Here is a 21,855-nt window from a genome sequence, read left to right on the forward strand (position 1 = left end):
CGGGCGCGGGCGGCACGGTCGCTCAGGCGCCGGGCAGCGGGGTCGGTTGCGGCTCCCGGGTGACCCGGCGCACCGTCCAGACGGTGATGAGCAGCAGCAGCGCGTACGGCGGGTAGCCCAGCGCCAGCCGGGCCACGCCCAGCGCGGTGTCCTGGTGGGCCAGGTAGAGCCCGGCCTGCACGCCCACCTTGGCGAGCCACACCACGCCCCAGAGCACGGTCAGCCGGGTGAAGACGTGCACCAGCTTCGGGTCGGCCCGCCACTCGGAGCGGCCCTTGGCGACCAGCACCGACCAGATCCACCCGACGAGGGGCTGCCGGATGGCCGCCGAGATCAGCAGGGCGATGCCGTAGCCGATGCCGTAGAGGATGCCGGGAAGGTAGAAATCCCGCTCGTCACCGGTGCGCCAGGCGATGGCGGCGCCGATGCCCACCCCGAACAGCCCGTTGACCGCGTGCCGGATCGGCCGGCGCTGAGCCAGCCGCAACCCGGCGATCAGCAGCGCGACGGCCACCGAGGCGATCACGGCGGGCCGCAGGTCGCCGATGATGTTGGCGAGCACGAAGACGACCACCGGGATGCTGGACTCGACCAGCCCCCGCCAGCCGCCGAGCTGGTCGGCCATCTGCTCGGCGATCGTGGGCAGCGGCTCGTCGTCCTGCGGAGGATCGGTCTCCGGCTGTGCTGCCCGGTGCTGTCCCGTGGTCATGCCCGGCCTTCCGTCCGCGGTGCCGTCACTTCGGCGAGTCCAGCTCGTAGTATGGGTTGTAGATGACCTTGCGGTCGTCGCGCATGGCCACCCGGCCGCGCGCGGTCAGGTGCCGCCCCGGCTCGATCCCGGAGATGTGCCGCCGGCCCAGCCAGACCAGGGTGACGACGTCGCTGCCGTCGTACAGGTCGGCCTCGAGGGTGGGCAGGTTGGTGCGCGGCGTGTAGACCACGGTGCGCAGCCGACCGGCGACCGAGACCAGCTGGCCCCGGGAGCACTGCTGGGCCAGGACACCGCCGCAATCGGCGCTCTCCTGCCGCAGCTCCTGCGCGTCGATCTCGGCCTCGCTGGCGGTGAACCGTTGCAGGATGCGCCGCAGCGACACCCGGCTCTCGTCGGTCTTCATGACCTCCGCGTCACCCTCTCCACGCTCGCCGGCGCTGGCCGGCACCGGCCCAGCTCCGGCGACGCCGGAACCGTCCCGCCAGCGTACGCCGACGGGGCCGGTTCCGGCGGGCCGGTGGGCGCTCGGTCAGACCTGGCGGGGCTCGGCGGCGGCGGACGTGTCCCCGCCCTCGGCGTCGGCCTGGTCGGCGATCTCGCGGGGCAGTCGCAGCGGCAGCGGCTCACGGACCGGTTTCGCCTCCTGGCCACGGTCGACCACCAGGCCGTCCAGGCACTCGGCGAGCGGCCCGGCGCTGGCCGGGTCGGTGGCCACCGGGCCCTGGAAGACGCCCCGGACCATCCAGCGCGGCCCGTCGACGCCGACGAACCGCAGGTTCGTCGGGCCGTCCGGGGTGCGCACCTGGGCGTGCAGCTCCGGGCCGTACTCGCCCTCGACCTCCTGGGCGGCGGCGCCGTCGCTCAGCAGCGACTGTCGGATCTCCTCGCGCACCTCGTCCCAGATCCCCTCGGACCGGGGGGCGGCGAAGACGCCGAGCTGCAGCGCGTTGTCCCCGTGCACCAGCACCACCTGCTGGATCACGCCCTGCGGGTCGGCCTGCACCCGCACCTCCACCTCGGCCACCGCCGGGATGTGCAGGCTGCCGAGGTCGAGTCGCTGCACGTCGTCGTCGACCTCGGAGATGTCGTACGGCCCGCGCACGAGCGCCGGCGCCGACGTCCCGGTGCCCTCGTCGAGGACCTCGGTGGTCCGCTCGTCGCGGGTGTGCCGCCCGGCATCGGCCCGCTTTCGGGAGAAGATCACTGCGCCCACCCTCCGCTGTTCACAATCACCCTGCCACCTCTTCCGTCTGCCCGTGGCCCGGCTCGGCCGGCCGCTGGTCGGCCCACTCCTGGCCGGCCGGTGACGGCACCAGCCCGGCGTGCCCGCCGGTCGAGCCGTGCCCGCCGGCCCCGCGCGAGGACCCGGGCAGCTCGGCCACCGGCTCGAACCGCGCCCGCGCGACCCGCTGGACCACGAGCTGGGCGATCCGGTCGCCACGGGAGATCTTCGCGGGCGTGTCCCGATCATGGTTGATCAGGTTGACCATGATCTCACCCCGGTAGCCGGCGTCGACCGTACCGGGCGCGTTGAGCACCGTCACGCCGAGCCTGGCCGCCAGGCCGGACCGAGGGTGGACCAGGCCCACGTAGCCGTCCGGCAGGGCGACGGCCACGCCGGTGGGCACCAGGGCCCGACCGCCGGGCGGCAGCTCCACGTCCGCGGCGGCCACCAGGTCGGCCCCGGCGTCGCCGGGATGGGCGTACGTGGGCAGCGGCAGCTCGGCATCGAGCAGCCGTACGGGCACGGGTACGACGTCGGTCACGGGTCCCCTCTTCGTCCGGTTGTCTCCGGTGACCCTGCCATCCTGCCGGTTGGCCGGCCCGCCGTGCGCCGTACCCTCGCAGGAGTGAGCATGTCGCCCTCCCCGTCCGCCGATCGGCCGCCAACCCCGGCCCGTCCGGCGTACGCCGAACGGCTGGACCTGCCCTGGTGGCTGTGGCTGACCGGGCTGGTGGCCGCCGCGCTGCTGGCCGTCGAAATCTGGATGGGCGGCCCCGGCGTCCGGGCCTGGCTGCCCTTCGCGGTGCTGCTGCCGGTCACCGCCGCCGGGCTGTGGTGGCTGGGCCGGATCCGCGTCGCGGTCGCCGACGCCGAGTTGCGGGTGGACGACGCCCGGCTGCCGGTGCGCTTCGTGGCCGACGTGATCCCGTTGGACGTGGCCGGCCGCCGTGAGGTGCTCGGGGTGGGCGCGGACCCACTCGCCTTCGTGGTGCAGCGGCCCTGGATCGGCGGCGCCGTGCAGGTGGTGCTCGACGACCCGGCCGACCCGACCCCGTTCTGGGTGGTGAGCACGAGGCGTCCGGTCGAGTTGGCCGAGACGGTGCTGGCCGCGCGGGACGCCGGCCGGCCTGCCGACCGTACGGCCGGCGAGCCGGGCTGACCGACGCCGACGACCCCGCTCAGGTGCCCGTCGGCGGGCCGGGCAGGGCCGGCGGCGGCGCCGGCCGGGCGATGCCGCGACGGCGCAGGTCCACCTGGAGCTGGTCGGCCATCTGCCGGGTGGCCCGGCGGTTGAGGAAGCTGGCCACCGCCGCGCCGGTCAGGAACGGCCCGAGCGTGGTGAGGTTGCGCCCGAATCGGCGCAGCAGCATGTCCCGCATCTCCTTGCGGGCGGCGGTGCCGAGCACCGCGCCCACGCCCACACCGGGCACCATCGGGTTGACCCCGCGCTGGGTGGCCCAGGAGTGCACCAGGGCCACCGCCCGTTGACTGCCGGCGCCCGGCAGCGACACGCCGTGGATCTCGTGCAGCTCACCGATCAGTTTCAGCTCCACCGCCACGACGGCGACGGTCTCGGCGGCGAGCAGCACGGGCGCGGAGAGCAGCGTGGGCGCGACGGTCCATTCGACGGCGGCGACTCCCCCGCCGGCCGCGCCGATCCCGGCGGTGGCGCGGGAGGCGTTGCGGATCAGTCGCTCGGCCAGGGCGGCGTCGTCCAGGCCGGGAAAGTGTCGACGCAGGGTGGCCAGGTCCCGCACCGGTACGTGCGGGGCGATCTCGGCCACCGTGTCGGTCATCCAGCGCACGGCGGCGCGGGGCTTGAACAGGTCGGAAATGCCTCGGCTGCGGGCCTGCCCCACCATCCGGGTGAGCAGTTGCCGCCGCCGGGCCGGCTCGATGTCGTCCGCGGTCAACGCCGCGACGGTGGCGCCGAGATCGTCCGCGCCGTCGTCGGTGGTGTCGCCTCGATCGCTCATGGGTCGGACCTCCCGGTGGTGTGGCTACCCGCTACGAGTCAAACAGGTACCCACCGGCGTCGCACGCCTACACCGGTAGCGGCGGCCCCGATCAGGAGGCCGCCGCCGGTGTCGTGAGTGTCAGACGCACTCTCGGCAGATCAGCTCGCCGTTGCGCTCGACCGCCAGCTGGCTGCGATGGTGGACCAGGAAGCAGCGGGCGCACCGGAACTCGTCCTGCTGCATCGGTAGCACCTTGACAGTGAGCTCCTCGTCGGCCAGGTCGGCACCGGGCAGCTCGAAGCTCTCGGCGACCTCGGCCTCGTCGACGTCCACCGCGCCCGACTGTGAGTCGACGCGCCGTGCCTTGAGCTCTTCCAGGCTGTCCTCGCCGAGGTCGACCTCGTCGCGACGCGGGGCGTCGTAGTCGGTGGCCATCGGATGTCACTCTCCCATATCGATGTTGTCGCTTCCGGTTGTAACGCCGGACGACGCTGTTTCGGTTCCGCTGGCCGGCAACCACTTGTGTCGGGCACCCGACCCGCGGGACCGTACGGGTCGGGACCGCTGGGGCCACTCCCCTGCGAGCGCGGAACCTTACCCCCCCTTGGGCGAGGCATGTATACCGCCCTTGCGGCTGAGATGTACGCCCCCGCACGCGAAGTTGTTCCCAATGTGATTCAGGCGACACGAAGATAGGGGTAGTAGTACCCGGTTCAGGGTCGGCGCGCCGGCATGTCGGACTGTTTCCACGCGACGGCCGGACAACCGTTAACCTCAGCGGCGTATTCGACGGCCGGCGGTCAGTGCGATCGTTGGCGGCCGCCGCCACCCACCTGAGGTCCCGGGAGCGCCCAGATGAGTTTTGCGCGAGTGCGAGCACTCGTCGTCGTCGGCCTGCTGGGGGTCCTGGCCCTGGCGTTCGTGATCACCGCGATCGTCCGCGACAGCCAGGGCGAGGCCGGCGCGGCGGGCGGCTGCCCGGACGGTTGGCCGTTGGCCGACGTCACCCTGCACGAGCCCAAGGACGTCAAGATCAACGTCTTGAACGCGACCGACGAGCCGGGCCGGGCGGGCGCCGTCGCCGACGACTTCCGCAACCGCAAGTTCCAGGTCAAGAAGGTCGGCAACGCGCCCAAGGGCATCGACGACGTCGCCGTGCTGAAGTTCGGCCCCAAGGGCGTCAGCTCCGCCCACCTGCTCAAGGCGTACTTCCTCAACAACGCCGAGCCGGTCTACGACGACAAGCGCACCGACGACACCGTGGACGTGGTGTTGGGCAACGGCTTCCAGCAGCTCGCCACCACCACCGAGGTCAACCAGTCCCTCGGCGACCTGGGCCCACCGGTCGCGCCGGCGGGCTCCTGCCCGTCCCCCGCCGCCAAGAAGTGACGGCGTAACCGGGCCGTCCGCCCCGCGCCGAGCATCCGGGTCCACCCCGGCGGAGCGGTCAGGGGCCGCCGGAGGCGTCCAGGGCGGCCAGCCGGTCGTGCAGCCCGGCGAAGAGGGCGGGCGGGGCCGCGATCACCAGGTCCGGGCCGGGCGGGCGACCGGCCAGGCCGGAGACCCGCACGCCCGCCTCGGCGGCCACCAGCCCGCCGGCGGCCAGGTCCCAGGCGGCCAGGCCCTTCTCGAAGTACGCGTCCAGCCGCCCCTCCGCCACCAGGCAGAGGTCCAGGGCGGCGGCGCCGAGGCGGCGGATGTCCCGCACCGACGCGATCAGTCCGGCCACCACCGACGCCTGGTGCGCCCGTCGGCCGGCGTCATAGCCGAAGCCGGTGCCGACCAGCGCCTGCCCCAGATCCGTCTCGCCGGAACAGCGCAGCCGGACGCCATCGCGCCAGGCGCCGCCACCAGCGGTGGCGGTCCACTCCTCGCCGGTGTGCACGTTGCGCACCACGCCGGCGACCACCACCCCGTCCACCTCGGCGGCCAGCGACACCGCGCTGTACGGCAACCCGTAGAGGTAGTTCACGGTGCCGTCGATCGGGTCGACGATCCACCGCACGCCGCCCGGCTCCGCCGGACCGGTGTCCTCCGTGCCGTACTCCTCGCCCAGGACCGCGTCCCCCGGCCGCAGCGCGCGCAGCGCGTCGAGGACCTGCCGCTCGACGGCCCGGTCGGCCGCCGTGACCACGTCGGTGACCGTGCTCTTGGTCGCCGCCACGGAGACGCCCTCGACCCGCATCCGGTACGCGGTGGCGGCGGCGTCCCGCGCCACGTCGAGCGCGATCGCCAACAGTTCCCGCGGTGTCGGCGCCGAACGGTCCATTCCAGGGTCCCTTCCCGTACGACCGGGGCGTTCCGGGCCGTGCGCGAGTATCATCCTTACAAAGTCCACATCTGCGCCGAATCGGCGGTCCCGCTGCCGTTACGCCGTGCGGCGCAGGATGATCGCCGCAGACGGCGTTACAATTCACCCCTGCCCACGCGCCACGGACCGCCGACCACCGGCCGGCCCGGGACACGGGGGTCCCTCAACCACATCGCCCGGCCCGGTTGCCCCACGCTGTGCCGGACGACCCGGCCGTGCCCGCTCTTCGCCTCCGGAAGGTCATTCGTGACAGAACCCCGCCAGCCCGGCGCCGACGTTCGCTCGCTCACCGACACCCTGATCGCCCACGCGCAGAGCGCCGGTGGTCAGCTCACGTCGGCCCAGCTCGCGCGCACCGTCGAGACCGCCGAGGTGACTCCGGCCCAGGCCAAGAAGATCCTGCGGGCGCTCTCCGAGGCGGGAGTGACCGTTGTGGTGGACGGCTCGGCGAGCACCCGCCGCCGGGTCGCCGCGGCCCGCTCGACGACCCCCGCGTCCCGGGCCACCACCGCCAAGACCACCAAGAAGGCCGCCGCGCCCGCCCCGAAGCAGGCGCCCGCCTCCGACGCGGCGCCGTCGACGCCGGCGCCGCGCAAGGTGGCCGCTCGCAAGGCCGCCGGCAGCACCGCCGAGGTCGCCGCCGCCGCGGCCACCCCGGCGAAGGCGACCAAGTCCACCCGCGCCACCAAGGCGACTGTCGCCGCGGCGGCCGGAGCCAAGCCGGTCAAGGCCGGCGGCAAGGCCAAGGGCGAGGGCGCCGAGGGTGAGATCGACCCCGAGGAGCTCGCCGCCGTCATCGAGGACGTGGTGGTGGAGGAGCCGGCCGAGCTGGCCCAGGCCGCCGAGACCGACGCCGCCGCGTCGGCCACCGACAACGACTTCGAGTGGGACGACGAGGAGTCCGAGGCGCTCAAGCAGGCCCGGCGCGACGCCGAACTGACCGCCTCCGCCGACTCCGTCCGGGCGTACCTGAAGCAGATCGGCAAGGTCCCGCTGCTCAACGCCGAGCAGGAGGTGGAGCTGGCCAAGCGGATCGAGGCCGGGCTCTACGCCGCCGAGCAGCTGCGCGCGGCCGACGAGGGCGAGGAGAAGCTCGCCCGGGAGATGGTCCGCGACCTGGGCTGGATCTCCCGCGACGGCGAGCGCGCCAAGAACCACCTCCTCGAGGCGAACCTCCGTCTGGTCGTCTCCCTGGCCAAGCGGTACACGGGGCGCGGCATGGCCTTCCTGGACCTCATCCAGGAGGGCAACCTCGGCCTCATCCGCGCGGTGGAGAAATTCGACTACACCAAGGGCTACAAGTTCTCCACGTACGCCACCTGGTGGATCCGGCAGGCCATCACCCGCGCCATGGCCGACCAGGCCCGCACCATCCGCATCCCGGTGCACATGGTCGAGGTCATCAACAAGCTCGGCCGCATACAGCGCGAGTTGCTCCAGGACCTGGGCCGCGAGCCCACGCCGGAGGAGCTGGCCAAGGAGATGGACATCACACCCGAGAAGGTGCTGGAGATCCAGCAGTACGCTCGGGAGCCCATCTCGTTGGACCAGACCATCGGCGACGAGGGTGACAGCCAGCTCGGTGATTTCATCGAGGATTCCGAGGCTGTGGTCGCCGTCGACGCGGTCTCGTTCTCGCTCCTGCAGGACCAGCTCCAGCAGGTGCTGCAGACGCTTTCCGAGCGTGAGGCGGGTGTGGTGCGCCTGCGCTTCGGCCTGACCGACGGTCAGCCGCGGACGCTGGACGAGATCGGTCAGGTCTACGGGGTGACCCGGGAGCGGATCCGGCAGATCGAGTCCAAGACGATGTCCAAGCTGCGTCACCCGTCCCGGTCGCAGGTCCTCCGGGATTACCTGGACTGAGCCGGTTTCGTCAACCGGACGTGTCGTTTTGATCACCTGGTGTGCAACACCAGATGGTGATCGTCCGGATGCACGAATGTGATCGTTGACGTGGCACCCTGGGTTCACGGCACACTGTCCCTGCCATGTGTGACCTCGGTCCCCCGCGGGCACACAGGGAAGGCAGTGCCCGGCACGGGTGTTGCACGATAGGTGAGCAACGACCGAAGAGATTGTTCATCGGTGACGACCAGAGGAGGAAGGCGATGAACTCGACCCTCACGCCGCCGCCCGAGACGGTGGTTCCCCCAGCCGCCGATGAACGGTGCGACCGCTGCAATGCTGCCGGCAAGCTCCGGATCACCCTGGCGGGTGGGAGCGAACTGGTGTTCTGCGGGCACCACGCGAACAAGTACGCGGAGGATCTCGTGAAGATCACCGAGCGGTTCGCAACGGAGCCCGACTTCAGCTGGCGTGGCGCCGATCTGATGGCGAACTAAATCCGCAAACCGACATAGCCGGCCGGAGGCACCCCACGGGGCGCCTCCGGTCGGCTTTTCACTTTCTGCCCAACCGCGCCCCGCGACTCACCGGCGTCGCACGCTCGGTGCACGGGGGCTAGAGGGTCTGCACGGTGGCGATGCGTTCCTCGAGCTGCTCGATGGTGGCCTGGGCGCTCGGCGGGCCGCCGCAGAGCCGGCGCAGCTCGGCGTGGATCTTGCCGTGGGGTTGGCCGGTGCGATGGTGCCGGGCGGCCACCAGAGCGTTCAGTTGACGCCGGAGCGCCACCCGGCGTTGGGCGGCACTCATGGGTACCGGCGGTGCCGCGGTGGCCGCAGCGGCCGGCTGAGCGGCCCGCTCGGCGCTACGGCGGCGCTGGGCGGCGAGTTGGTCGGCCTGCCGTTTGGTGAGCAGCAGGGAGACCTGGTCGGCGGTGAGCAGGCCGGGCAGGCCGAGGTACTCCTCCTCCTCGGGGGTGCCGGCCTGGGCGGCGGTCCCGAACGACGCGCCGTCGAAGATCACCTGATCCAGTTCGGCGGTGGCCGAGAGCGCGGCGAACCGCTTCTCCAACTCCCCGCTGGCCTGGTCGTCACGCTGTGCCCGTTCCAGCAGCTCGTCGTCGAAGCCGTCGGAGTCCTTGGGTTTGCCGAGGACGTGGTCCCGCTCGTTCTCCATCTCGCTGGCCAGCCCGAGCAGGTGCGGCACGCTGGGCAGGAAGACCGACGCGGTCTCGCCGGGGCGGCGGGCCCGCACGAACCGGCCGATCGCCTGGGCGAAGTAGAGCGGGGTGCTGGCGCTGGTGGCGTAGACACCGACCGCCAGTCGCGGGATGTCGACCCCCTCGGACACCATCCGCACCGCGACCAGCCACCGCTGGTCGGACGCCGCGAACGTCGCGATCCGCGCGGACGCGCCCTGGTCGTCGGAGAGCACCACGGTGGCCTTCTCGCCGGTCACCTGCTCGATGAGCTTGGCGTACGAGCGGGCGGTCTGCTGGTCGGTGGCGATGATCAGGCCACCGGCGTCGGGCATGCCGGCGTTGCGCAGCACGGTGAGTCGGGCGTCGGCGGCTCGCAGCACCTGGGGCATCCAGTCCCCCGCCGGGTCCAGGGCGGTACGCCACGCCTGCGCCACCAGATCCTGGGTCATCGGCTCGCCGAGGCGGGCCGCCAACTCCTCCCCGGCGTTGGTGCGCCAGCGGGTCTCCCCGGAGTACGCGAGGAAGAGCACCGGCCGGACAACTCCGTCGCGCAGCGCGTCGGCGTAGCCGTAGACCGAGTCGGCGTGGGAGCGCAGCAGCCCGTCACCGCCCCGCTCGTAGGTGACGAACGGGATCGGGTTGTCGTCGGAGCGGAACGGCGTCCCGGTGAGCATCAGCCGGCGTACGGCGGGCTCGAAGGCGTTCTTGACGCCGTCGCCCCAGGAGCGGGAGTCGCCGGCGTGGTGGATCTCGTCGAGGATGACCAGGGTGCGGCGGGTCATGGTGCGCCGCCGGTGCACCTGCGGGGCCATCCCCACCTGGGCGTAGGTGACCACCGCGCCGTGGAAGTCGGCCGCCGAGTGCACGTCGGCGTTGCGGAACGCGGCGTCGAGCTGAATGCCCACCCGGGCCGCGGACTCGGCCCACTGGTTCTTCAGGTGCTCGGTGGGCGCGACCACGGTGACCGCCTCGACGGTGCCGTCGCCGAGCAGTTCGGCGGCGATCCGCAGGGCGAAGGTGGTCTTTCCGGCGCCCGGCGTGGCGACCGCGGTGAAGTCCTCGGTACGCCGTCGCAGGTACTCCACCAGGGCCTTGCGCTGCCAGGCACGGAGTGCCGGGAACGTCTCGAGCACCGGCGTCCGGGCTGCCACGCGAAAGCTCCTCTCCGACCGCACGAGGGCGGACACCGGGCGAGGGCCACGAGTACCGCCGCCCATGAAAACGCCTCCGCGCAGAAGCTGCCGCGAAGGCCGACTCAGCATAACCAGCGCGGGCCCCGCGGGCCCAGGCGACACCACGCCTGTCACATTCACCACCGGAGCACGGTCAGCCTCACCACTCCCGGTCGGCGCGCGGATCGGCCCCGTTCGCACGCGGTGGCCGCAGCGTCGCCACCGGGGCGGACCAGCGGCGGCGCAACGCGATCAGGCGCAGCCCGACCACCCCGACAGCGGCGGCGGTGAGTGGTGCCGGCCCGGTGTGGCCGGTGACGTACAGCAACGCCACCGCGACCGATCCGGCCAGGGCGGCCACCGCGTAGATCTCCCGGCGCAGCACCACCGGGATCTCGGCGGTCAGCAGGTCCCGGCCGAGCCCGCCGCCGATCGCGGTGAGCATGCCGATCAGGCAGGCGCCGACCGCCGGCACCCGGGCGTCGAGCGCCTTGAGCGTGCCGGTGACGGTGAACAGACCGAGGCCCGCCGCGTCGAGCACCAGCACCGTGGTGCGCAGTCGGGCGAGCTGTGGGTGCAGCCAGAAGACGGCGAGCGCGGTGATCGCCGCGGTGGCGGCGTACCGCCAGTCGGCGAAGGCGAGCGGCGGTACCTCGTCGATGACCAGGTCGCGGAGGATCCCGCCGCCGAGCGCGGCCACGAAGCCGACGAACGCGACGCCGAACAGGTCGAGTCGTTTGGCCACCGCCGCCGAGGCGCCGGAGGCGGCGAAGACCGCCACTCCGGTCAGGTCGGCGAGGAGCAGGGCGGTGGAGGTGGTCACCGCCGCAGGCTACGTCGCCGGCCGGAGCGCCGGCCGGGGTTCACTCGCGGTACGAGTCGTAGATCTCCTTGCACTTGGGGCAGACCGGCGAGCCCGGCTTGGCCGCCTTGGTGACCGGGAAGGTCTCCCCGCAGAGCGCGACGACGAAGGTGCCCATGACGGCACTCTCGGCGATCTTCTCCTTGCGGACGTAATGGAACATCTCGGGACCGGTGTCGGCGTCCTTCAGTTCCGGACGCTCGAGAACCTCTGTGCTCACGTCTGCACCTCCAACCGTCAAGTTTGGCAGGTCATCACGGCCGGGTCCACTTGAGCCCGGTCGGGGTCCCACCCCGTACCGTGCCGGTGTGACTGACTTTCGCATCAGCTACGGCACCGAGGTGGCCGTTGCCCTGCGCGACGGCCGGCCCGTCGTCGCCCTGGAGAGCACCATCGTCTCGCACGGCCTGCCCCGTCCGCAGAACCTGCGGGTGGCTCGGGAGATCGAACAGGCGGTCCGGGACGCCGGGGCGGTGCCGGCGACGATCGGCATGATCGGTGGCGAGCTGGTGGTCGGCCTGGACGACGCGCAGCTGACCCGGCTGGCCACCGTCGATGGCGTGACGAAGCTCTCCGTCCGCGACCTGGCCGTGGCGGCGGCGACCGGCGCGGACGGCGCCACCACCGTCGCGGCGACCAGCGCGGTGGCCGCCGCCGCCGGGATCGGCGTGTTCGCGACCGGCGGCCTGGGCGGGGTGCACCGGGAGGCGGCGCACACCTTCGACGAGTCGGCCGACCTGGTCACCCTGGCCCAGACCCCGATCACTGTGGTCTGCGCCGGGGTCAAGTCGATCCTCGACGTGGGCGCGACGCTGGAACGCCTGGAGACCCTCGGGGTCGCCGTCATCGGCTACCGCACCCGCCGGTTCCCCGGCTTCTATCTCACCGACGCGGGCTTCGACCTGGACTGGTCGGTGGACTCGCCGGAGCAGGTCGCCGCCGTGCTGGCCGCCCGGGACGGGCACGCCGTGCACCTCGGGGGTCTGCTCGTCGCCAACCCGCTGCCGGTCGACGAGCAGCTCGACCCGGAGCTGCACGACCGGACCCTCGCCGAGGGCCTGGCCCTGCTGGAGCGGGACGGGGTGACCGGCAAGGCCGTCACGCCGTACCTGCTGGCGCACTTCCACTCGGCCACCGAGGGCGCGAGCCTGGCGGTGAACGTCCGGATCATCCTGCGCAACGCCGACCTGGCCGCGCGCATCGCGGTCGCCGCGGTCGCCCGCACCTCCGCCGTCCCGGCATGACCCGTCCGGCCCGCGTGGTCGTCGTCGGGGACGTGATCACCGACGTGGTGGCGGTGCTGTCCGGGCCGCTCGCGGCCGGTTCGGACACCGGGGCCGAGATCAGTTTCGGCGGCGGCGGGCAGGCGGCCAACACCGCCGCCTGGATCGCCGCGCAGGGGGTGGCCGTCACGCTCGTCGGCGCGGTCGGCGACGACGACGCCGGGCGCGACCGGATGGCCGAGCTGGACCGCGCGGGCGTGGACTGCGCGGTCGAGCGGGTGCTGGACGCCCCGACCGGCACGGTGATCGTGCTGGCCGCCGACGGCGAGCGGACCATGGTCACGTCGCGGGGCGCGAACCTCGCGTTGAGCGCCGAGCACGTGGAGAAGGCCCTCGCGGCGGTGCCCGACGCGGGGCATCTGCACCTGTCCGCGTACACCCTGTTGGACGCCGGGTCGCGAGGCGCGGGGTTGCGGGCGCTGGCCGCCGCCCGCGAGCGCGGGCTCACCACAAGCGTCGACGCGGCGTCCGCGGCGCCGCTGCGGCGGGTCGGCGCACGGACCTTCCTGGGTTGGGTACGCGACGTCGACCTGCTGCTGGTCAACGCGGACGAGGCCACGGTGCTGGCCGGCGGGCTGGACCCGGCGGCACAGGGGCGCGCGCTGTCGGCGACGGCTCGGCGGGTGGTGGTCAAACGTGGCGCGGCGGGAGCGGTGTGGGTCGACCGCACGACGCCGGTCTGCACGGCTCCGGCCCGCCGGGTGGCGGTGGTGGACGTCACGGGCGCGGGCGACGCCTTCGCGGCCGGTCTGCTCACCGCGTGGCTCGCCGGCGCCAGCCCGACCGCGGCACTGAGCCGCGCCACCGACCTGGGCGCGCTGGCCGTCTCCACAGCCGGCGCACGGCCGCAGCCGTAAGGGCCGGCGCACGGCCGCAGCCGCAGCACGGCCGTGACGGTCGAGCCCTGGCCCGCTCGCGGGTCAGGGCTCGACGTCGATGACCTTGTGCGGGCGCTCGTCGGCGGTGAGACTCATCGGCGGCGCCTCGTCCTGCCGCCGGGGATGGAACCGATTGGCCAGCCGGTGCTCCTCCTTCGGCGGCCGGTCGTTGGCCAGCAGCACGGCCAGCCACGGAATGAGCACCATGCCGAGGGCGCACAGCGGCAGCCAGACCCAGAGCAGTGGGGCGTTCGCGCCGACCAGGATCGCGCCGGCGATGATGCAGGCCACCCGGATGCCCATCATGAGGACGTAGCGGCGTTGACGGCTGGTGAGCTGATCATTCTGGCTGCGCGAGGCATCGGTGATCAGTATCGGCTGGTACGCCTGACGCTTCACCATGGACCTCCTCGAAGGGATTACGCCCCATCCTGTCACCACCGAAGCGTGATCAGCGAAAATTGACCCAGCCCGGTACGTGTTACGCGCGTGGTACGCTGCGCGATGTGGGCAGCAGGTTCAGCTTCACCGACGAGGCGTTGGCCAACCTGAGGGTCTACGACGTCACTCCCGGGGAAGTCTGGGAGGCGCTGCACAGCCCTCGGCGGGTCATCCGCCACCTGGGCGACGACGTGATGGTGGTCTACGCCGCCGCCCGGCGGGGCCGCCGCCTGGCGGTGCTGCTCGCCGAGGCCGACGGCACCGACAACGACTGGGACATCCTCTCCGCCCGCGAGCTGAGCGACGTCGAGTCGAAGCGCTACGACGAGGCCGTGCGGAGAGATCGCCGATGAGGAGGCCGTGACGATGCACCGTAACGACGCGACCAAGCAGTTCCACAGCGGCGACGACCGGCTCGCCGACCTGATCGACGACAGCCCGGCGGTGGACCTGCCCACCCCCGACACCGACGTGCCGATGGTGAGCCGATCGGTGCGGCTGCCGCTGGAGACCTACGAGCGGGTCCGCACCGCCGCCGACGCCCGGGGCATCGGGGTCACCACCCTGATGCGGCAGTGGATCGAGGCCGGCCTGGCCGACCTGGACGACTCCGCCACCGTCTCCCTCGCCGACGTCCGGCGGGCGCTGGCGTCGCTGGCCCACCCGACCGCCGCCTGAGCGTCAGCCCCCCGCAGCCTTCGCCGCAGCCTTCGCCGCCGCCTTCATCTGCTGCTTGTACTCCCGCACCCGGCGCAGCGAATCGGCGTCGGTGACGTCCGCCACCGACCGGTACGCGCCGGGATCGCCGTACCCACCGGCCGCCTCCCGCCAGTCCTGCGGGGTCACCCCGAACCGCTTGCCGAGCAGGGCCACGAAGATCTGCGCCTTCTGCTTGCCGAAGCCGGGCAGCCCGGCGACCCGCCGCAGCAGCTCCGGCCCGTCGGCGACGTCGGCCCAGAGCAGCGCCGCGTCACCGTCGTAGCGTTCCACGAGCACCTGGCAGACCTCCTGCACCCGGGCCGCCATCGCCTTGGGAAACCGGTGCAGCGCGGGCGGCTGGGCGAAGAGCGCGACCAGGGCTTGCGGGTCGTAGCCGGCCAGCTCCGCCGCGTCCAGGTCGTGGCCGAGGCGCTGGGCGAGCACGTACGGCGAGGAGAACGCCTTCTCCATCGGCACCTGCTGATCCAGGGTCATGCCGATGAGCAGGGCCAGCGGACTTCGCTCCAGCAGCCGGTTGGCCTCCGGATCGATGGGAAGAGACAGCGCCATGCTCTGATGATGCCGCACCCGATCGGTACTGCCGGTTGGGTAGGTAGCAATCGGAACGAGGTTCGATAGGGTCTGCGGGCTGGTGTGAACAGACGCGCAGGAGTCGAGCTGCCATGATGGCGAACCAAGTGACGGCTCGACGTGTCTGACGGGGTCAGCGTGAGAGACCGATGGATCTATCACTTCACGCACGTGGACAACATCGAAGCAATCTTCAGTTCAGGCCGGGTCGCGTGCGACATCACTGCACGCGAGGGTCTTACCCGCACCGAGGTCGGCGACCGGGCAATCAAGGAGTCTCGCCGACGACGACCAGTGCTCGCCGGGCCAGGTGGACAGGTGGGTGACTACGTCCCGTTCTACTTTGCTCCCAGATCGCCCATGATGTACCGAATCGCCTGCGATCACCGGGACAGCAAGCCGAATTGCTATCCCGGGGGCGATCGGCCGCTGGTCTACCTCTTGACTACCGTCGGATCTGCGGTCGATGGCGCATCAGGATGGGTCGGGACCGACGGCAACGCCGCCACCGCTACCACGGAGTTCACGGCCGACCTCCGGGCGCTGAACGAGATGGTCGACTGGCCGCTCATGACAGCCGAGCGATGGAACAACACCGCCGAAGACATGGACCGCCAACGCAGGCGACAGGCGGAATTCCTCGTTCATCAGGAGTTGGATACGCGGCTGATCAAGTGGGTTGGTGTTCACGATGATCATCACCGGTCGCGGGTGCTGGCGCTCCTAGCAGGGCATCCACTCACGGAGCGCGTTATCGTCAGGCCCAAGTGGTACTACGGGTACGGAAGGAGGTGAGAAGCATGATCGAAGATGGCCACGGCAACCTGCTCACCGCTGAGGTCGACGCTCTCGTCAACACGGTCAACACGGTGGGTGTAATGGGCAAGGGCATCGCTCTGCAGTTCAAACGGGCATTCCCGGCAAACTTCCGCGCCTACCGAGCTGCCTGCGCAAGGGGTGAGGTTCGCTTGGGCGAGGTCTGGACGTTCGACAACGCCATACTCGGCCACCGGCGATACATCCTGAACTTTCCAACCAAGGGACACTGGCGGGGCAGGTCGCATCTAGAGGACATCGTTGCTGGCCTCGGCTCGCTGGTAGAAGTGGCCAAAGAGCGAGGTATCACTTCCGTCGCCATACCCGCCCTAGGCTGCGGCAACGGTGGTTTGCGGTGGAGCGACGTTCGTCCGTTGATTGAGCAGGCAGCCGCTCGTATGCCTAACGTACGCGTCGTGGTCTTCGCTCCGGAAGGAGCTCCAGCGCCTGCCGCCATGCCGAACGCAACACCAGTCCCCGCCCTGACCCCCCTCCGCGCCGTACTACTGATCGCCATCGCCCGATATCTCGACCGTGCTCGGCTTCAGGAGGTTCGGGAGGGGATCAGCGAGTTGGAGATCCAGAAGCTCGCCTACTTCCTCCAGGTTCTAGGCACACCGCTGAAGTTGGCGTTCAACCGGGGAACCTACGGGCCCTACGCGCCGACCCTTGGCCACGTGCTGGACAGCCTTGAAGGCCACTACCTGTCAGGCATAGGGGACCGGTCTGCACCGGTCACTCAGTTCGCGCCGATCAACCCCCTTCCTCAGAGCGTTGAGGCAGCCGAAACTGCGCTACGAGGCGAAGATGAGATCGTCCGCCGCGTCAACGAGCTGCTTGAGCTGGTCGACAGCTTCGAAACGCCTTACAGTCTCGAACTACTCGCCACGGTGCACTTCGCCTCTATTCAGGCGCCTCCGACAGCCGAACCGGCCGAATTGGCCGATCGAGTGGCGTCTTGGAGTCTGCGCAAGGCACGCATGTTCACCGACAAGCACGTACGGGTGGCCGCAGCCCGGCTCCAGGAGCATGAGCTTCTGCCAGCCTGACAGGAACGAGTCACTTCCTATGGGCAGGGCAGGCTCTGGTCCAGGGTCATTCCGATGAGCAGGGCCAGCGGACTGCGCTCCAGCAGCCGGTTGGCCTCCGGATCGATGGGCAGCACGAGCGTCATACCTGCCATCTTGCCTGGCGCGCCGATTCGGGCAGACACCGACGCTCCGGCAGTCGTCCGGCGGGTGCTGCCGACGCGGGGCGGGGCGAAAGGCAGGATGAGGGCGTGGACGAACACGACATGCTGCTCTCCCCCGCCGGCGTCGACGCGCTGCGGACCGCGCTGACCCGAACGGGGTTCACCAGCCACGGCATCGCCGAGCGGCTGGGCGCGCAGGCCACCGCTGCGGTCTCCCGCAACGACTACCGGGCCGCGCTGCGCGCCACCGAGGACGGCGACCCGCTCGGCACCCTGATCCGGGTGTTCATCTGCGACCAGACCGAGCCGGAGGCCGCGGTGGCTGCCGCGCTGGCGCCGCTGCGCCTTGCGGAGGCGCTGGCGGGCGGGCTGGTCGAGCGGTACGGCGGCGGTCTGCGTGCCGGCGTCGACCTGGAGCCGTACGGCGACGACTGGTGGGTGCTCGCCGACGTGCCGGCCAGCGCCCGGCCGGGTCGTCCGCTGCACGCCGAGCACGTGCTGGGCATCGGCGGCGCCACCCAGACCCTGATCGGCGCGACCGTGCGCCGGCGGGTGGGCAGCGCGCTGGACCTGGGCACCGGCTCCGGCGTCCAGGCCCTGCACCTGGCCACCCACGCCGACACGGTGACCGCCACGGACCTCTCCGAGCGGGCTCTGCGCTTCGCCGCGACCACCGCCGCTCTCAACGGCCAGGACTGGGAGCTGCTGCGGGGTGACCTGGTCGCCCCGGTGGCCGGCCGTCGCTTCGACCTGGTGGTGAGCAACCCACCGTTCGTGGTCGGTCCGGGCACCACCACGCACGTCTACCGCGACTCGGGCCGGGTGGGTGACGCGATCGCCGCCGAACTGGCCTCCGCCGCCCCCGGCCTGCTCACCGAGGGCGGCACCATGCAGTACCTGGCGAACTGGGTGCACGTCGCCGGCGAGGAGTGGGACGAGCGGGTGGCCGGCTGGTTCGCCGGCACCGGCCTGGACGCCTGGGTGATCCAGCGCGAGGTGGCCGACCCGATGGCGTACGTCGACCTGTGGCTCACCGACGTCGGCGAGGGCGCCGACCCGCAGCGGGCGGCCGTCTGGCTGGACTGGTTCGACGCGCACAAGATCGAGGCGATCGGCTTCGGCATCGTGTCTCTGCGCCAGGGTGGGCACGCCGACCCGGTGGTCCGCGTGGAGGACCTGCGTCAGCGGGTCCAGCCGCCGCTGGGCGACCAGATCGGCGCCTGGTTCGACCGCCAGGACTTCCTGCGGGTACGCGACACCGAAGCGCTGCTCGCCGAGCGCTACCGGGCCACCGACGGCCTCCAGCTGCGTCAGGAGGCCACCATGGGCGACGAGGGCTGGGCGGTGGACCGGCAGGTGCTCGCGATGCCGCACGGCCTGCGCTGGACCGAGGAGATCGACCCGCTGGTGCTGGCACTGGTCGGTGGGGCCGACGGCCGGCTGCCGCTGCGCGACCAGCTCGCCCTGCTCGCGGCGGCCCACGACGTCGAACCCGCGGAGATGGCCGAGGCCGCCGGCCCGATCGTCGCGCACCTGGTGGAGCGCGGCTTCATCGAACCGGTGACCACGTGATGCCAGCGATGTGCGCGGTGGCACGCTGATGCGGGCGGTGGTGCAGACCGTCGGGCGGGCCAGCGTGACCGTCGACGGCGAGGTGGTCGGCGCGATCGAGAACGGCCTGCTGGTGCTGCTCGGAGTGACCCACACCGACACCGCGCAGACCGCTCAGACCATGGCGCGCAAGGTGCACGAGCTGCGCATCCTGGACGGTGAACGGTCCGCCGCCGACACCGGCGCGCCGATCCTGCTGGTCAGCCAGTTCACCCTCTACGGCGACGCCCGCAAGGGCCGCCGTCCAAGCTGGACGGCGGCAGCCCCCGCCGAGGTCGCCGAACCCCTGGTGACAGCGGTGGTCGACGCCCTACGCGAACGAGGCGCCAAGGTCGAAACGGGCCGCTTCCGAGCCCACATGCTGGTGGAAAGCCTCAACATAGGCCCCCAAACCCTCCTCCTAGACCTCTGACCCCCGCCCCTCTTCCCGGTGATCAAGAGGTTTGCGTCAGAATCCGGCCCCAAGGTGACGCAAAGCTCTTGATCACCGGGGCAGCCGGGGGTCAGGAGAAGAGGCCTCGGCGGGACAGGGACTGGCGGAGCCAGGTGTCCAGTTCGGCGGTCCAGTCGGTGTTGTCGGCGGTGGCGTGCTCGACCGTGAACCGGCCGAAGGCGTCCCGGCCCTCGGTGAAGACGCCGCCGCGTTTGTCGACCTCCAGCACCACCTGCATCTGTCGCGCGTCGGCGATGAAGGTGACCTCCAACTGGTTGATCGAGCGGGCGTACTGCGGTGCCGGGCTGAACTCGATCTCCTGGTAGAAGGGCAACGTCTGCCGTACGCCGTAGAGGTGTCCACGCTCCACGTCGGCGCGCGCGAACCGGAAGCCCAGCCGCAGCAGCGCCTCCAGCAGCCGCTCCTGGGCGGGCAGCGGGTGCACCGACACGGCGTCCAGGTCACCCGTGTCGACGGCGCGGGCGACCTCCAGCTCGGTCCGCAGCCCCATCGTCATGCCGTGCAGGTGCTGCCCGTACAGCTCGGTGACGGGTGTCTCCCAGGGCACGTCGAAGCGGAACGGGAGATCGTGGCGCTGCCCCGGCTCCAGCCGGAACGCACCGGTGACCCGCTGGCGGTGGAACTCCTGGGTGGTGTCGTAGTCGTTGCCGCCGCTCTCCACCTCGACCCGGGTGACCAGGCCGAGCGTGACGTCGTCGATGTCGACCTGATGGTCGCCGCCGAGCACCTGGACGTGGCCCTCCAACTGCCCGCCGGGGCGGCAGTTCGGGTTGGCGAGCACCGTCTCGACCGAGGGGCCGCCGACCCCCATCGCCTTCATGAGCCGCTTGAAGACCACACCGTCCTCCATCGTCGGACCACGCCGACCCGGGGCGGCCGACCGTCCGCAACGTAGCCGGGCCGGGCACGCAACCGCCGGGATGACACACCGCGGCAACGATCCGGCCGGATTCCTGTCGGGTGCCCGATCGCCTCACTCCCGTTTCACGCTCTGCCCGCCAAGCTGTGTGTCACACCGGCACCACTGGGCCGGAGACACGGCACAGACGTGGACACGGGGAGAGACAGAGATGGTCCTGCAGATGACGGAACACCGGACGCGCCCGGCCACCAGCACCGAGACCAACGGGGCCGCCGAGGCCCTCACCGACCTGGACGCCACCGACGAGCGCGGCATCTCCACCGACCTGGTCCGGGCGTACCTGAACGGAATCGGCCGGACGAAGCTGCTGACCGCGGCGCAGGAGGTCGACCTGGCCCGGCGGATCGAGGCCGGCCTGTTCGCCGACGAGAAGCTCGCCACCTGCACCCCGGTCTCCGAGGAGCTGCGGGCCGACCTGGAGCTGATCGTCGCCGAGGGCCGCGCCGCCAAGGACCACCTGTTGGAGGCGAACCTGCGGCTGGTGGTCAGCATCGCCAAGCGCTACACCGGACGCGGGATGGCCTTCCTCGACCTGATCCAGGAGGGCAACCTCGGGCTCATCCGGGCGGTGGAGAAGTTCGACTACGCCAAGGGTTACAAGTTCTCCACGTACGCCACCTGGTGGATCCGGCAGGCGATCACCCGTGCCATGGCCGACCAGGCCCGCACCATCCGCATTCCCGTGCACATGGTCGAGCAGGTCAACCGGATGGTCCGGGCCCGCCGGGAACTGGCGGTGACGCTGGGTCGCGAGCCAGGAGTCGCCGAGGTCGCCCGGGCCCTGGACATCCCCGAGTTCCAGGTCATCGAGCTGATCTCGTACGACCGCGAGCCGGTCAGCCTGGACCAGGCCGTCGGCGACGACGGCGAGAGCGCGCTCGGTGACTTCGTGGCCTCGGTGGACCCGCGCACCGACCCGGGCGAGGGTGCCGCGCAGGGCGAACTGCGCAACGAGGTGAGCATCGTGCTGGCCACGCTGTCGCAGCGGGAGCAGGCGGTCATCCGGCTCCGGTTCGGGCTGGACGACGGCCGGCAGCGCACCCTGGACGAGGTCGGCCGCGAGTTCGGCCTGTCCCGCGAGCGCATCCGGCAGATCGAGAAGGTGACGTTGCTGAAGCTGCGCGCTCCGGAGCGGGCGCAGCGCCTGGAGGCGTACGCCTGCTGACGCACCGGATGAGCAGGAAAGGTCCCGGCGGTTCGCCGGGACCTTTCCTGCTGTCGGGGTGCTTGACTGTGGCGCCGACCGGCGCCGCGACGAGCGAGGAGAGTGCCATGAACTGGACGTTGGAAGTGGTGATCGTGCCGGTCTCCGATCTGGACCGGGCGAAGACGTTCTATGCCGACCAGCTCGGCTTCGCCGTCGACCACGACACGGTGATCAGCGACGAGGCCCGCATCGTGCAGTTGACCCCGCCCGGCTCGGGCTGCTCGATCGTGATCGGCAAGGGCGTGGTCCCGGAGATGCCGCCGGGTTCGCTCAAGGGCCTGCAACTGGTGGTGCCCGACCTGAAGCGGGCCCACGCGGAGCTGGTCGCCCGTGGCGTGGAGGTCAGCGACATCCAGGTGGTGGGCCAGAACCCGAGCCCGGTGCCGGACCCGCTGGACAACGTCGGCTTCATCTTCTTCGCCGACCCGGACGGCAACACCTGGGGCGTCCAGCAGATCTCCAGCCGCGCCTGAGCGGC

Annotated in this window: 27 protein-coding genes; 14 read left to right on the forward strand and 13 right to left on the reverse strand. The window is 71.6% G+C overall.

The genetic code is table 11. The features are described 5' to 3' along the window. Positions 1-22 precede the first annotated feature (22 nt). The 4 genes from ACFYPR_RS24195 to dut all read right to left on the reverse strand — a co-directional run bounded on the left by ACFYPR_RS24195 (position 23) and on the right by dut (position 2,478). Positions 23-709 carry a DUF3159 domain-containing protein gene (locus ACFYPR_RS24195; RefSeq protein WP_354862494.1) on the reverse strand — a complete coding sequence of 229 codons (687 nt, stop codon included), beginning with the start codon at positions 707-709 and terminating at the stop codon, positions 23-25. Positions 710-734: 25 nt separating this feature from the next. Beyond that, positions 735-1,115, reverse strand: coding sequence for an OB-fold nucleic acid binding domain-containing protein (locus ACFYPR_RS24200; protein WP_354862496.1), 381 nt, complete (start codon positions 1,113-1,115; stop codon positions 735-737). A 126-nt stretch (positions 1,116-1,241) separates the two neighbouring features. Beyond that, the gene (locus ACFYPR_RS24205; protein ID WP_354862498.1) at positions 1,242-1,916 is read right to left on the reverse strand and encodes a DUF3710 domain-containing protein; all 675 of its coding nucleotides are present in this window, start codon (positions 1,914-1,916) and stop codon (positions 1,242-1,244) included. Between the two features lie 25 nt (positions 1,917-1,941). Continuing rightward, a complete protein-coding gene (gene dut / locus ACFYPR_RS24210) occupies positions 1,942-2,478 on the reverse strand; it encodes a dUTP diphosphatase (protein WP_354862500.1) in 537 nt (178 codons plus the stop codon). 84 nt (positions 2,479-2,562) lie between these two features. Between dut and ACFYPR_RS24215 the strand changes: the two genes are divergently transcribed. Continuing rightward, positions 2,563-3,096, forward strand: coding sequence for a DUF3093 domain-containing protein (locus ACFYPR_RS24215; RefSeq protein WP_387183984.1), 534 nt, complete (start codon positions 2,563-2,565; stop codon positions 3,094-3,096). A 19-nt stretch (positions 3,097-3,115) separates the two neighbouring features. Here the strand turns inward: ACFYPR_RS24215 and ACFYPR_RS24220 are convergent, their stop codons facing one another. After that, complete coding sequence (locus ACFYPR_RS24220; protein WP_387262621.1) at positions 3,116-3,913, reverse strand: hypothetical protein; 798 nt, start codon at positions 3,911-3,913, stop codon at positions 3,116-3,118. Between the two features lie 120 nt (positions 3,914-4,033). Beyond that, the gene (locus tag ACFYPR_RS24225; RefSeq protein ID WP_007075406.1) at positions 4,034-4,330 is read right to left on the reverse strand and encodes a DUF4193 domain-containing protein; all 297 of its coding nucleotides are present in this window, start codon (positions 4,328-4,330) and stop codon (positions 4,034-4,036) included. A 435-nt stretch (positions 4,331-4,765) separates the two neighbouring features. Between ACFYPR_RS24225 and ACFYPR_RS24230 the strand changes: the two genes are divergently transcribed. Then, positions 4,766-5,284 (forward strand): LytR C-terminal domain-containing protein, encoded by a 519-nt coding sequence (locus ACFYPR_RS24230; RefSeq protein ID WP_354862507.1) that lies wholly within the window; start codon positions 4,766-4,768, stop codon positions 5,282-5,284. A 58-nt stretch (positions 5,285-5,342) separates the two neighbouring features. Here ACFYPR_RS24230 and ACFYPR_RS24235 read toward each other — a convergent pair whose 3' ends face one another. Beyond that, entirely contained in the window at positions 5,343-6,164 is an 822-nt protein-coding gene (locus tag ACFYPR_RS24235; protein ID WP_354862506.1) for an inositol monophosphatase family protein, read from the reverse strand. A 288-nt stretch (positions 6,165-6,452) separates the two neighbouring features. Between ACFYPR_RS24235 and ACFYPR_RS24240 the strand changes: the two genes are divergently transcribed. Both ACFYPR_RS24240 and ACFYPR_RS24245 read left to right on the forward strand, forming a co-directional pair. After that, positions 6,453-8,069, forward strand: a complete 1,617-nt coding sequence (locus ACFYPR_RS24240) for an RNA polymerase sigma factor (protein WP_355133600.1) — start codon at positions 6,453-6,455, stop codon at positions 8,067-8,069. A 245-nt stretch (positions 8,070-8,314) separates the two neighbouring features. Continuing rightward, positions 8,315-8,548 (forward strand): hypothetical protein, encoded by a 234-nt coding sequence (locus ACFYPR_RS24245; protein ID WP_234587953.1) that lies wholly within the window; start codon positions 8,315-8,317, stop codon positions 8,546-8,548. 118 nt (positions 8,549-8,666) lie between these two features. Here ACFYPR_RS24245 and ACFYPR_RS24250 read toward each other — a convergent pair whose 3' ends face one another. The 3 genes from ACFYPR_RS24250 to ACFYPR_RS24260 all read right to left on the reverse strand — a co-directional run bounded on the left by ACFYPR_RS24250 (position 8,667) and on the right by ACFYPR_RS24260 (position 11,503). Beyond that, on the reverse strand, positions 8,667-10,400 hold the full coding sequence (locus tag ACFYPR_RS24250) for a DEAD/DEAH box helicase (RefSeq protein ID WP_387262624.1): 1,734 nt from the start codon (positions 10,398-10,400) through the stop codon (positions 8,667-8,669). Positions 10,401-10,581: 181 nt separating this feature from the next. Next, on the reverse strand, positions 10,582-11,244 hold the full coding sequence (locus ACFYPR_RS24255) for a trimeric intracellular cation channel family protein (protein WP_354863159.1): 663 nt from the start codon (positions 11,242-11,244) through the stop codon (positions 10,582-10,584). A 40-nt stretch (positions 11,245-11,284) separates the two neighbouring features. Then, positions 11,285-11,503 (reverse strand): DUF3039 domain-containing protein, encoded by a 219-nt coding sequence (locus tag ACFYPR_RS24260; RefSeq protein WP_007456912.1) that lies wholly within the window; start codon positions 11,501-11,503, stop codon positions 11,285-11,287. An 88-nt stretch (positions 11,504-11,591) separates the two neighbouring features. Here ACFYPR_RS24260 and ACFYPR_RS24265 point away from each other — a divergent pair, with 88 nt between their 5' ends. Next, complete coding sequence (locus ACFYPR_RS24265) at positions 11,592-12,527, forward strand: pseudouridine-5'-phosphate glycosidase (protein WP_355133596.1); 936 nt, start codon at positions 11,592-11,594, stop codon at positions 12,525-12,527. Next, positions 12,524-13,423, forward strand: a complete 900-nt coding sequence (locus ACFYPR_RS24270) for a carbohydrate kinase family protein (RefSeq protein WP_387262628.1) — start codon at positions 12,524-12,526, stop codon at positions 13,421-13,423. The genes ACFYPR_RS24265 and ACFYPR_RS24270 overlap by 4 nt, the downstream gene beginning before the upstream one ends. 63 nt (positions 13,424-13,486) lie before the next feature. Here the strand turns inward: ACFYPR_RS24270 and ACFYPR_RS24275 are convergent, their stop codons facing one another. Continuing rightward, on the reverse strand, positions 13,487-13,846 hold the full coding sequence (locus ACFYPR_RS24275) for a DUF3099 domain-containing protein (protein ID WP_354861180.1): 360 nt from the start codon (positions 13,844-13,846) through the stop codon (positions 13,487-13,489). Positions 13,847-13,950: 104 nt separating this feature from the next. Between ACFYPR_RS24275 and ACFYPR_RS24280 the strand changes: the two genes are divergently transcribed. Further along, positions 13,951-14,238: a hypothetical protein gene (locus ACFYPR_RS24280; protein ID WP_354861181.1), complete on the forward strand. Its 288-nt coding sequence runs from the start codon at positions 13,951-13,953 to the stop codon at positions 14,236-14,238. Positions 14,239-14,251: 13 nt separating this feature from the next. After that, the gene (locus ACFYPR_RS24285) at positions 14,252-14,563 is read left to right on the forward strand and encodes a hypothetical protein (protein ID WP_354861218.1); all 312 of its coding nucleotides are present in this window, start codon (positions 14,252-14,254) and stop codon (positions 14,561-14,563) included. Positions 14,564-14,566: 3 nt separating this feature from the next. Here the strand turns inward: ACFYPR_RS24285 and ACFYPR_RS24290 are convergent, their stop codons facing one another. Continuing rightward, complete coding sequence (locus ACFYPR_RS24290; protein ID WP_387262631.1) at positions 14,567-15,154, reverse strand: HhH-GPD-type base excision DNA repair protein; 588 nt, start codon at positions 15,152-15,154, stop codon at positions 14,567-14,569. Positions 15,155-15,313: 159 nt separating this feature from the next. Here ACFYPR_RS24290 and ACFYPR_RS24295 point away from each other — a divergent pair, with 159 nt between their 5' ends. From ACFYPR_RS24295 to dtd, 4 genes are all read left to right on the forward strand, one after another. Continuing rightward, positions 15,314-15,970 (forward strand): DUF4433 domain-containing protein, encoded by a 657-nt coding sequence (locus ACFYPR_RS24295; RefSeq protein ID WP_387262633.1) that lies wholly within the window; start codon positions 15,314-15,316, stop codon positions 15,968-15,970. Between the two features lie 5 nt (positions 15,971-15,975). Continuing rightward, positions 15,976-17,040 (forward strand): macro domain-containing protein, encoded by a 1,065-nt coding sequence (locus ACFYPR_RS24300; RefSeq protein WP_387262636.1) that lies wholly within the window; start codon positions 15,976-15,978, stop codon positions 17,038-17,040. A gap of 230 nt (positions 17,041-17,270) precedes the next feature. Further along, a complete protein-coding gene (locus tag ACFYPR_RS24305) occupies positions 17,271-18,755 on the forward strand; it encodes a methyltransferase (protein WP_354861188.1) in 1,485 nt (494 codons plus the stop codon). A 28-nt stretch (positions 18,756-18,783) separates the two neighbouring features. Further along, a complete protein-coding gene (dtd, locus tag ACFYPR_RS24310) occupies positions 18,784-19,206 on the forward strand; it encodes a D-aminoacyl-tRNA deacylase (RefSeq protein ID WP_354861190.1) in 423 nt (140 codons plus the stop codon). 91 nt (positions 19,207-19,297) lie between these two features. Here the strand turns inward: dtd and ACFYPR_RS24315 are convergent, their stop codons facing one another. Then, positions 19,298-20,086 (reverse strand): sporulation protein, encoded by a 789-nt coding sequence (locus ACFYPR_RS24315; RefSeq protein WP_355064060.1) that lies wholly within the window; start codon positions 20,084-20,086, stop codon positions 19,298-19,300. Between the two features lie 232 nt (positions 20,087-20,318). Here ACFYPR_RS24315 and sigB point away from each other — a divergent pair, with 232 nt between their 5' ends. Beyond that, positions 20,319-21,335, forward strand: a complete 1,017-nt coding sequence (gene sigB / locus ACFYPR_RS24320) for an RNA polymerase sigma factor SigB (RefSeq protein ID WP_355063988.1) — start codon at positions 20,319-20,321, stop codon at positions 21,333-21,335. Between the two features lie 107 nt (positions 21,336-21,442). Continuing rightward, positions 21,443-21,850, forward strand: a complete 408-nt coding sequence (locus tag ACFYPR_RS24325; RefSeq protein WP_355063990.1) for a VOC family protein — start codon at positions 21,443-21,445, stop codon at positions 21,848-21,850. The last annotated feature ends 5 nt before the right edge of the window (positions 21,851-21,855 follow it).

It is taken from the genome of Micromonospora sp. NPDC005254, assembly GCF_042872525.1.
In the GTDB taxonomy this organism is placed as follows: Bacteria; Actinomycetota; Actinomycetes; order Mycobacteriales; family Micromonosporaceae; genus Micromonospora.

Excerpts from the sequence above, each read along its gene's own strand:
- ACFYPR_RS24195 (WP_354862494.1), bottom strand. The coding sequence starts at position 709 with ATGACCACGGGACAGCACCGGGCAGCACAGCCGGAGACCGATCCTCCG.
- ACFYPR_RS24200 (WP_354862496.1), bottom strand. The coding sequence starts at position 1,115 with ATGAAGACCGACGAGAGCCGGGTGTCGCTGCGGCGCATCCTGCAACGG.
- ACFYPR_RS24220 (WP_387262621.1), bottom strand. The coding sequence starts at position 3,913 with ATGAGCGATCGAGGCGACACCACCGACGACGGCGCGGACGATCTCGGC.
- ACFYPR_RS24225 (WP_007075406.1), bottom strand. The coding sequence starts at position 4,330 with ATGGCCACCGACTACGACGCCCCGCGTCGCGACGAGGTCGACCTCGGC.
- ACFYPR_RS24235 (WP_354862506.1), bottom strand. The coding sequence starts at position 6,164 with ATGGACCGTTCGGCGCCGACACCGCGGGAACTGTTGGCGATCGCGCTC.
- ACFYPR_RS24245 (WP_234587953.1), top strand. The coding sequence starts at position 8,315 with ATGAACTCGACCCTCACGCCGCCGCCCGAGACGGTGGTTCCCCCAGCC.
- ACFYPR_RS24270 (WP_387262628.1), top strand. The coding sequence starts at position 12,524 with ATGACCCGTCCGGCCCGCGTGGTCGTCGTCGGGGACGTGATCACCGAC.
- ACFYPR_RS24275 (WP_354861180.1), bottom strand. The coding sequence starts at position 13,846 with ATGGTGAAGCGTCAGGCGTACCAGCCGATACTGATCACCGATGCCTCG.
- ACFYPR_RS24285 (WP_354861218.1), top strand. The coding sequence starts at position 14,252 with ATGCACCGTAACGACGCGACCAAGCAGTTCCACAGCGGCGACGACCGG.
- ACFYPR_RS24290 (WP_387262631.1), bottom strand. The coding sequence starts at position 15,154 with ATGGCGCTGTCTCTTCCCATCGATCCGGAGGCCAACCGGCTGCTGGAG.
- ACFYPR_RS24300 (WP_387262636.1), top strand. The coding sequence starts at position 15,976 with ATGATCGAAGATGGCCACGGCAACCTGCTCACCGCTGAGGTCGACGCT.
- dtd (WP_354861190.1), top strand. The coding sequence starts at position 18,784 with ATGCGGGCGGTGGTGCAGACCGTCGGGCGGGCCAGCGTGACCGTCGAC.
- sigB (WP_355063988.1), top strand. The coding sequence starts at position 20,319 with ATGGTCCTGCAGATGACGGAACACCGGACGCGCCCGGCCACCAGCACC.
- ACFYPR_RS24325 (WP_355063990.1), top strand. The coding sequence starts at position 21,443 with ATGAACTGGACGTTGGAAGTGGTGATCGTGCCGGTCTCCGATCTGGAC.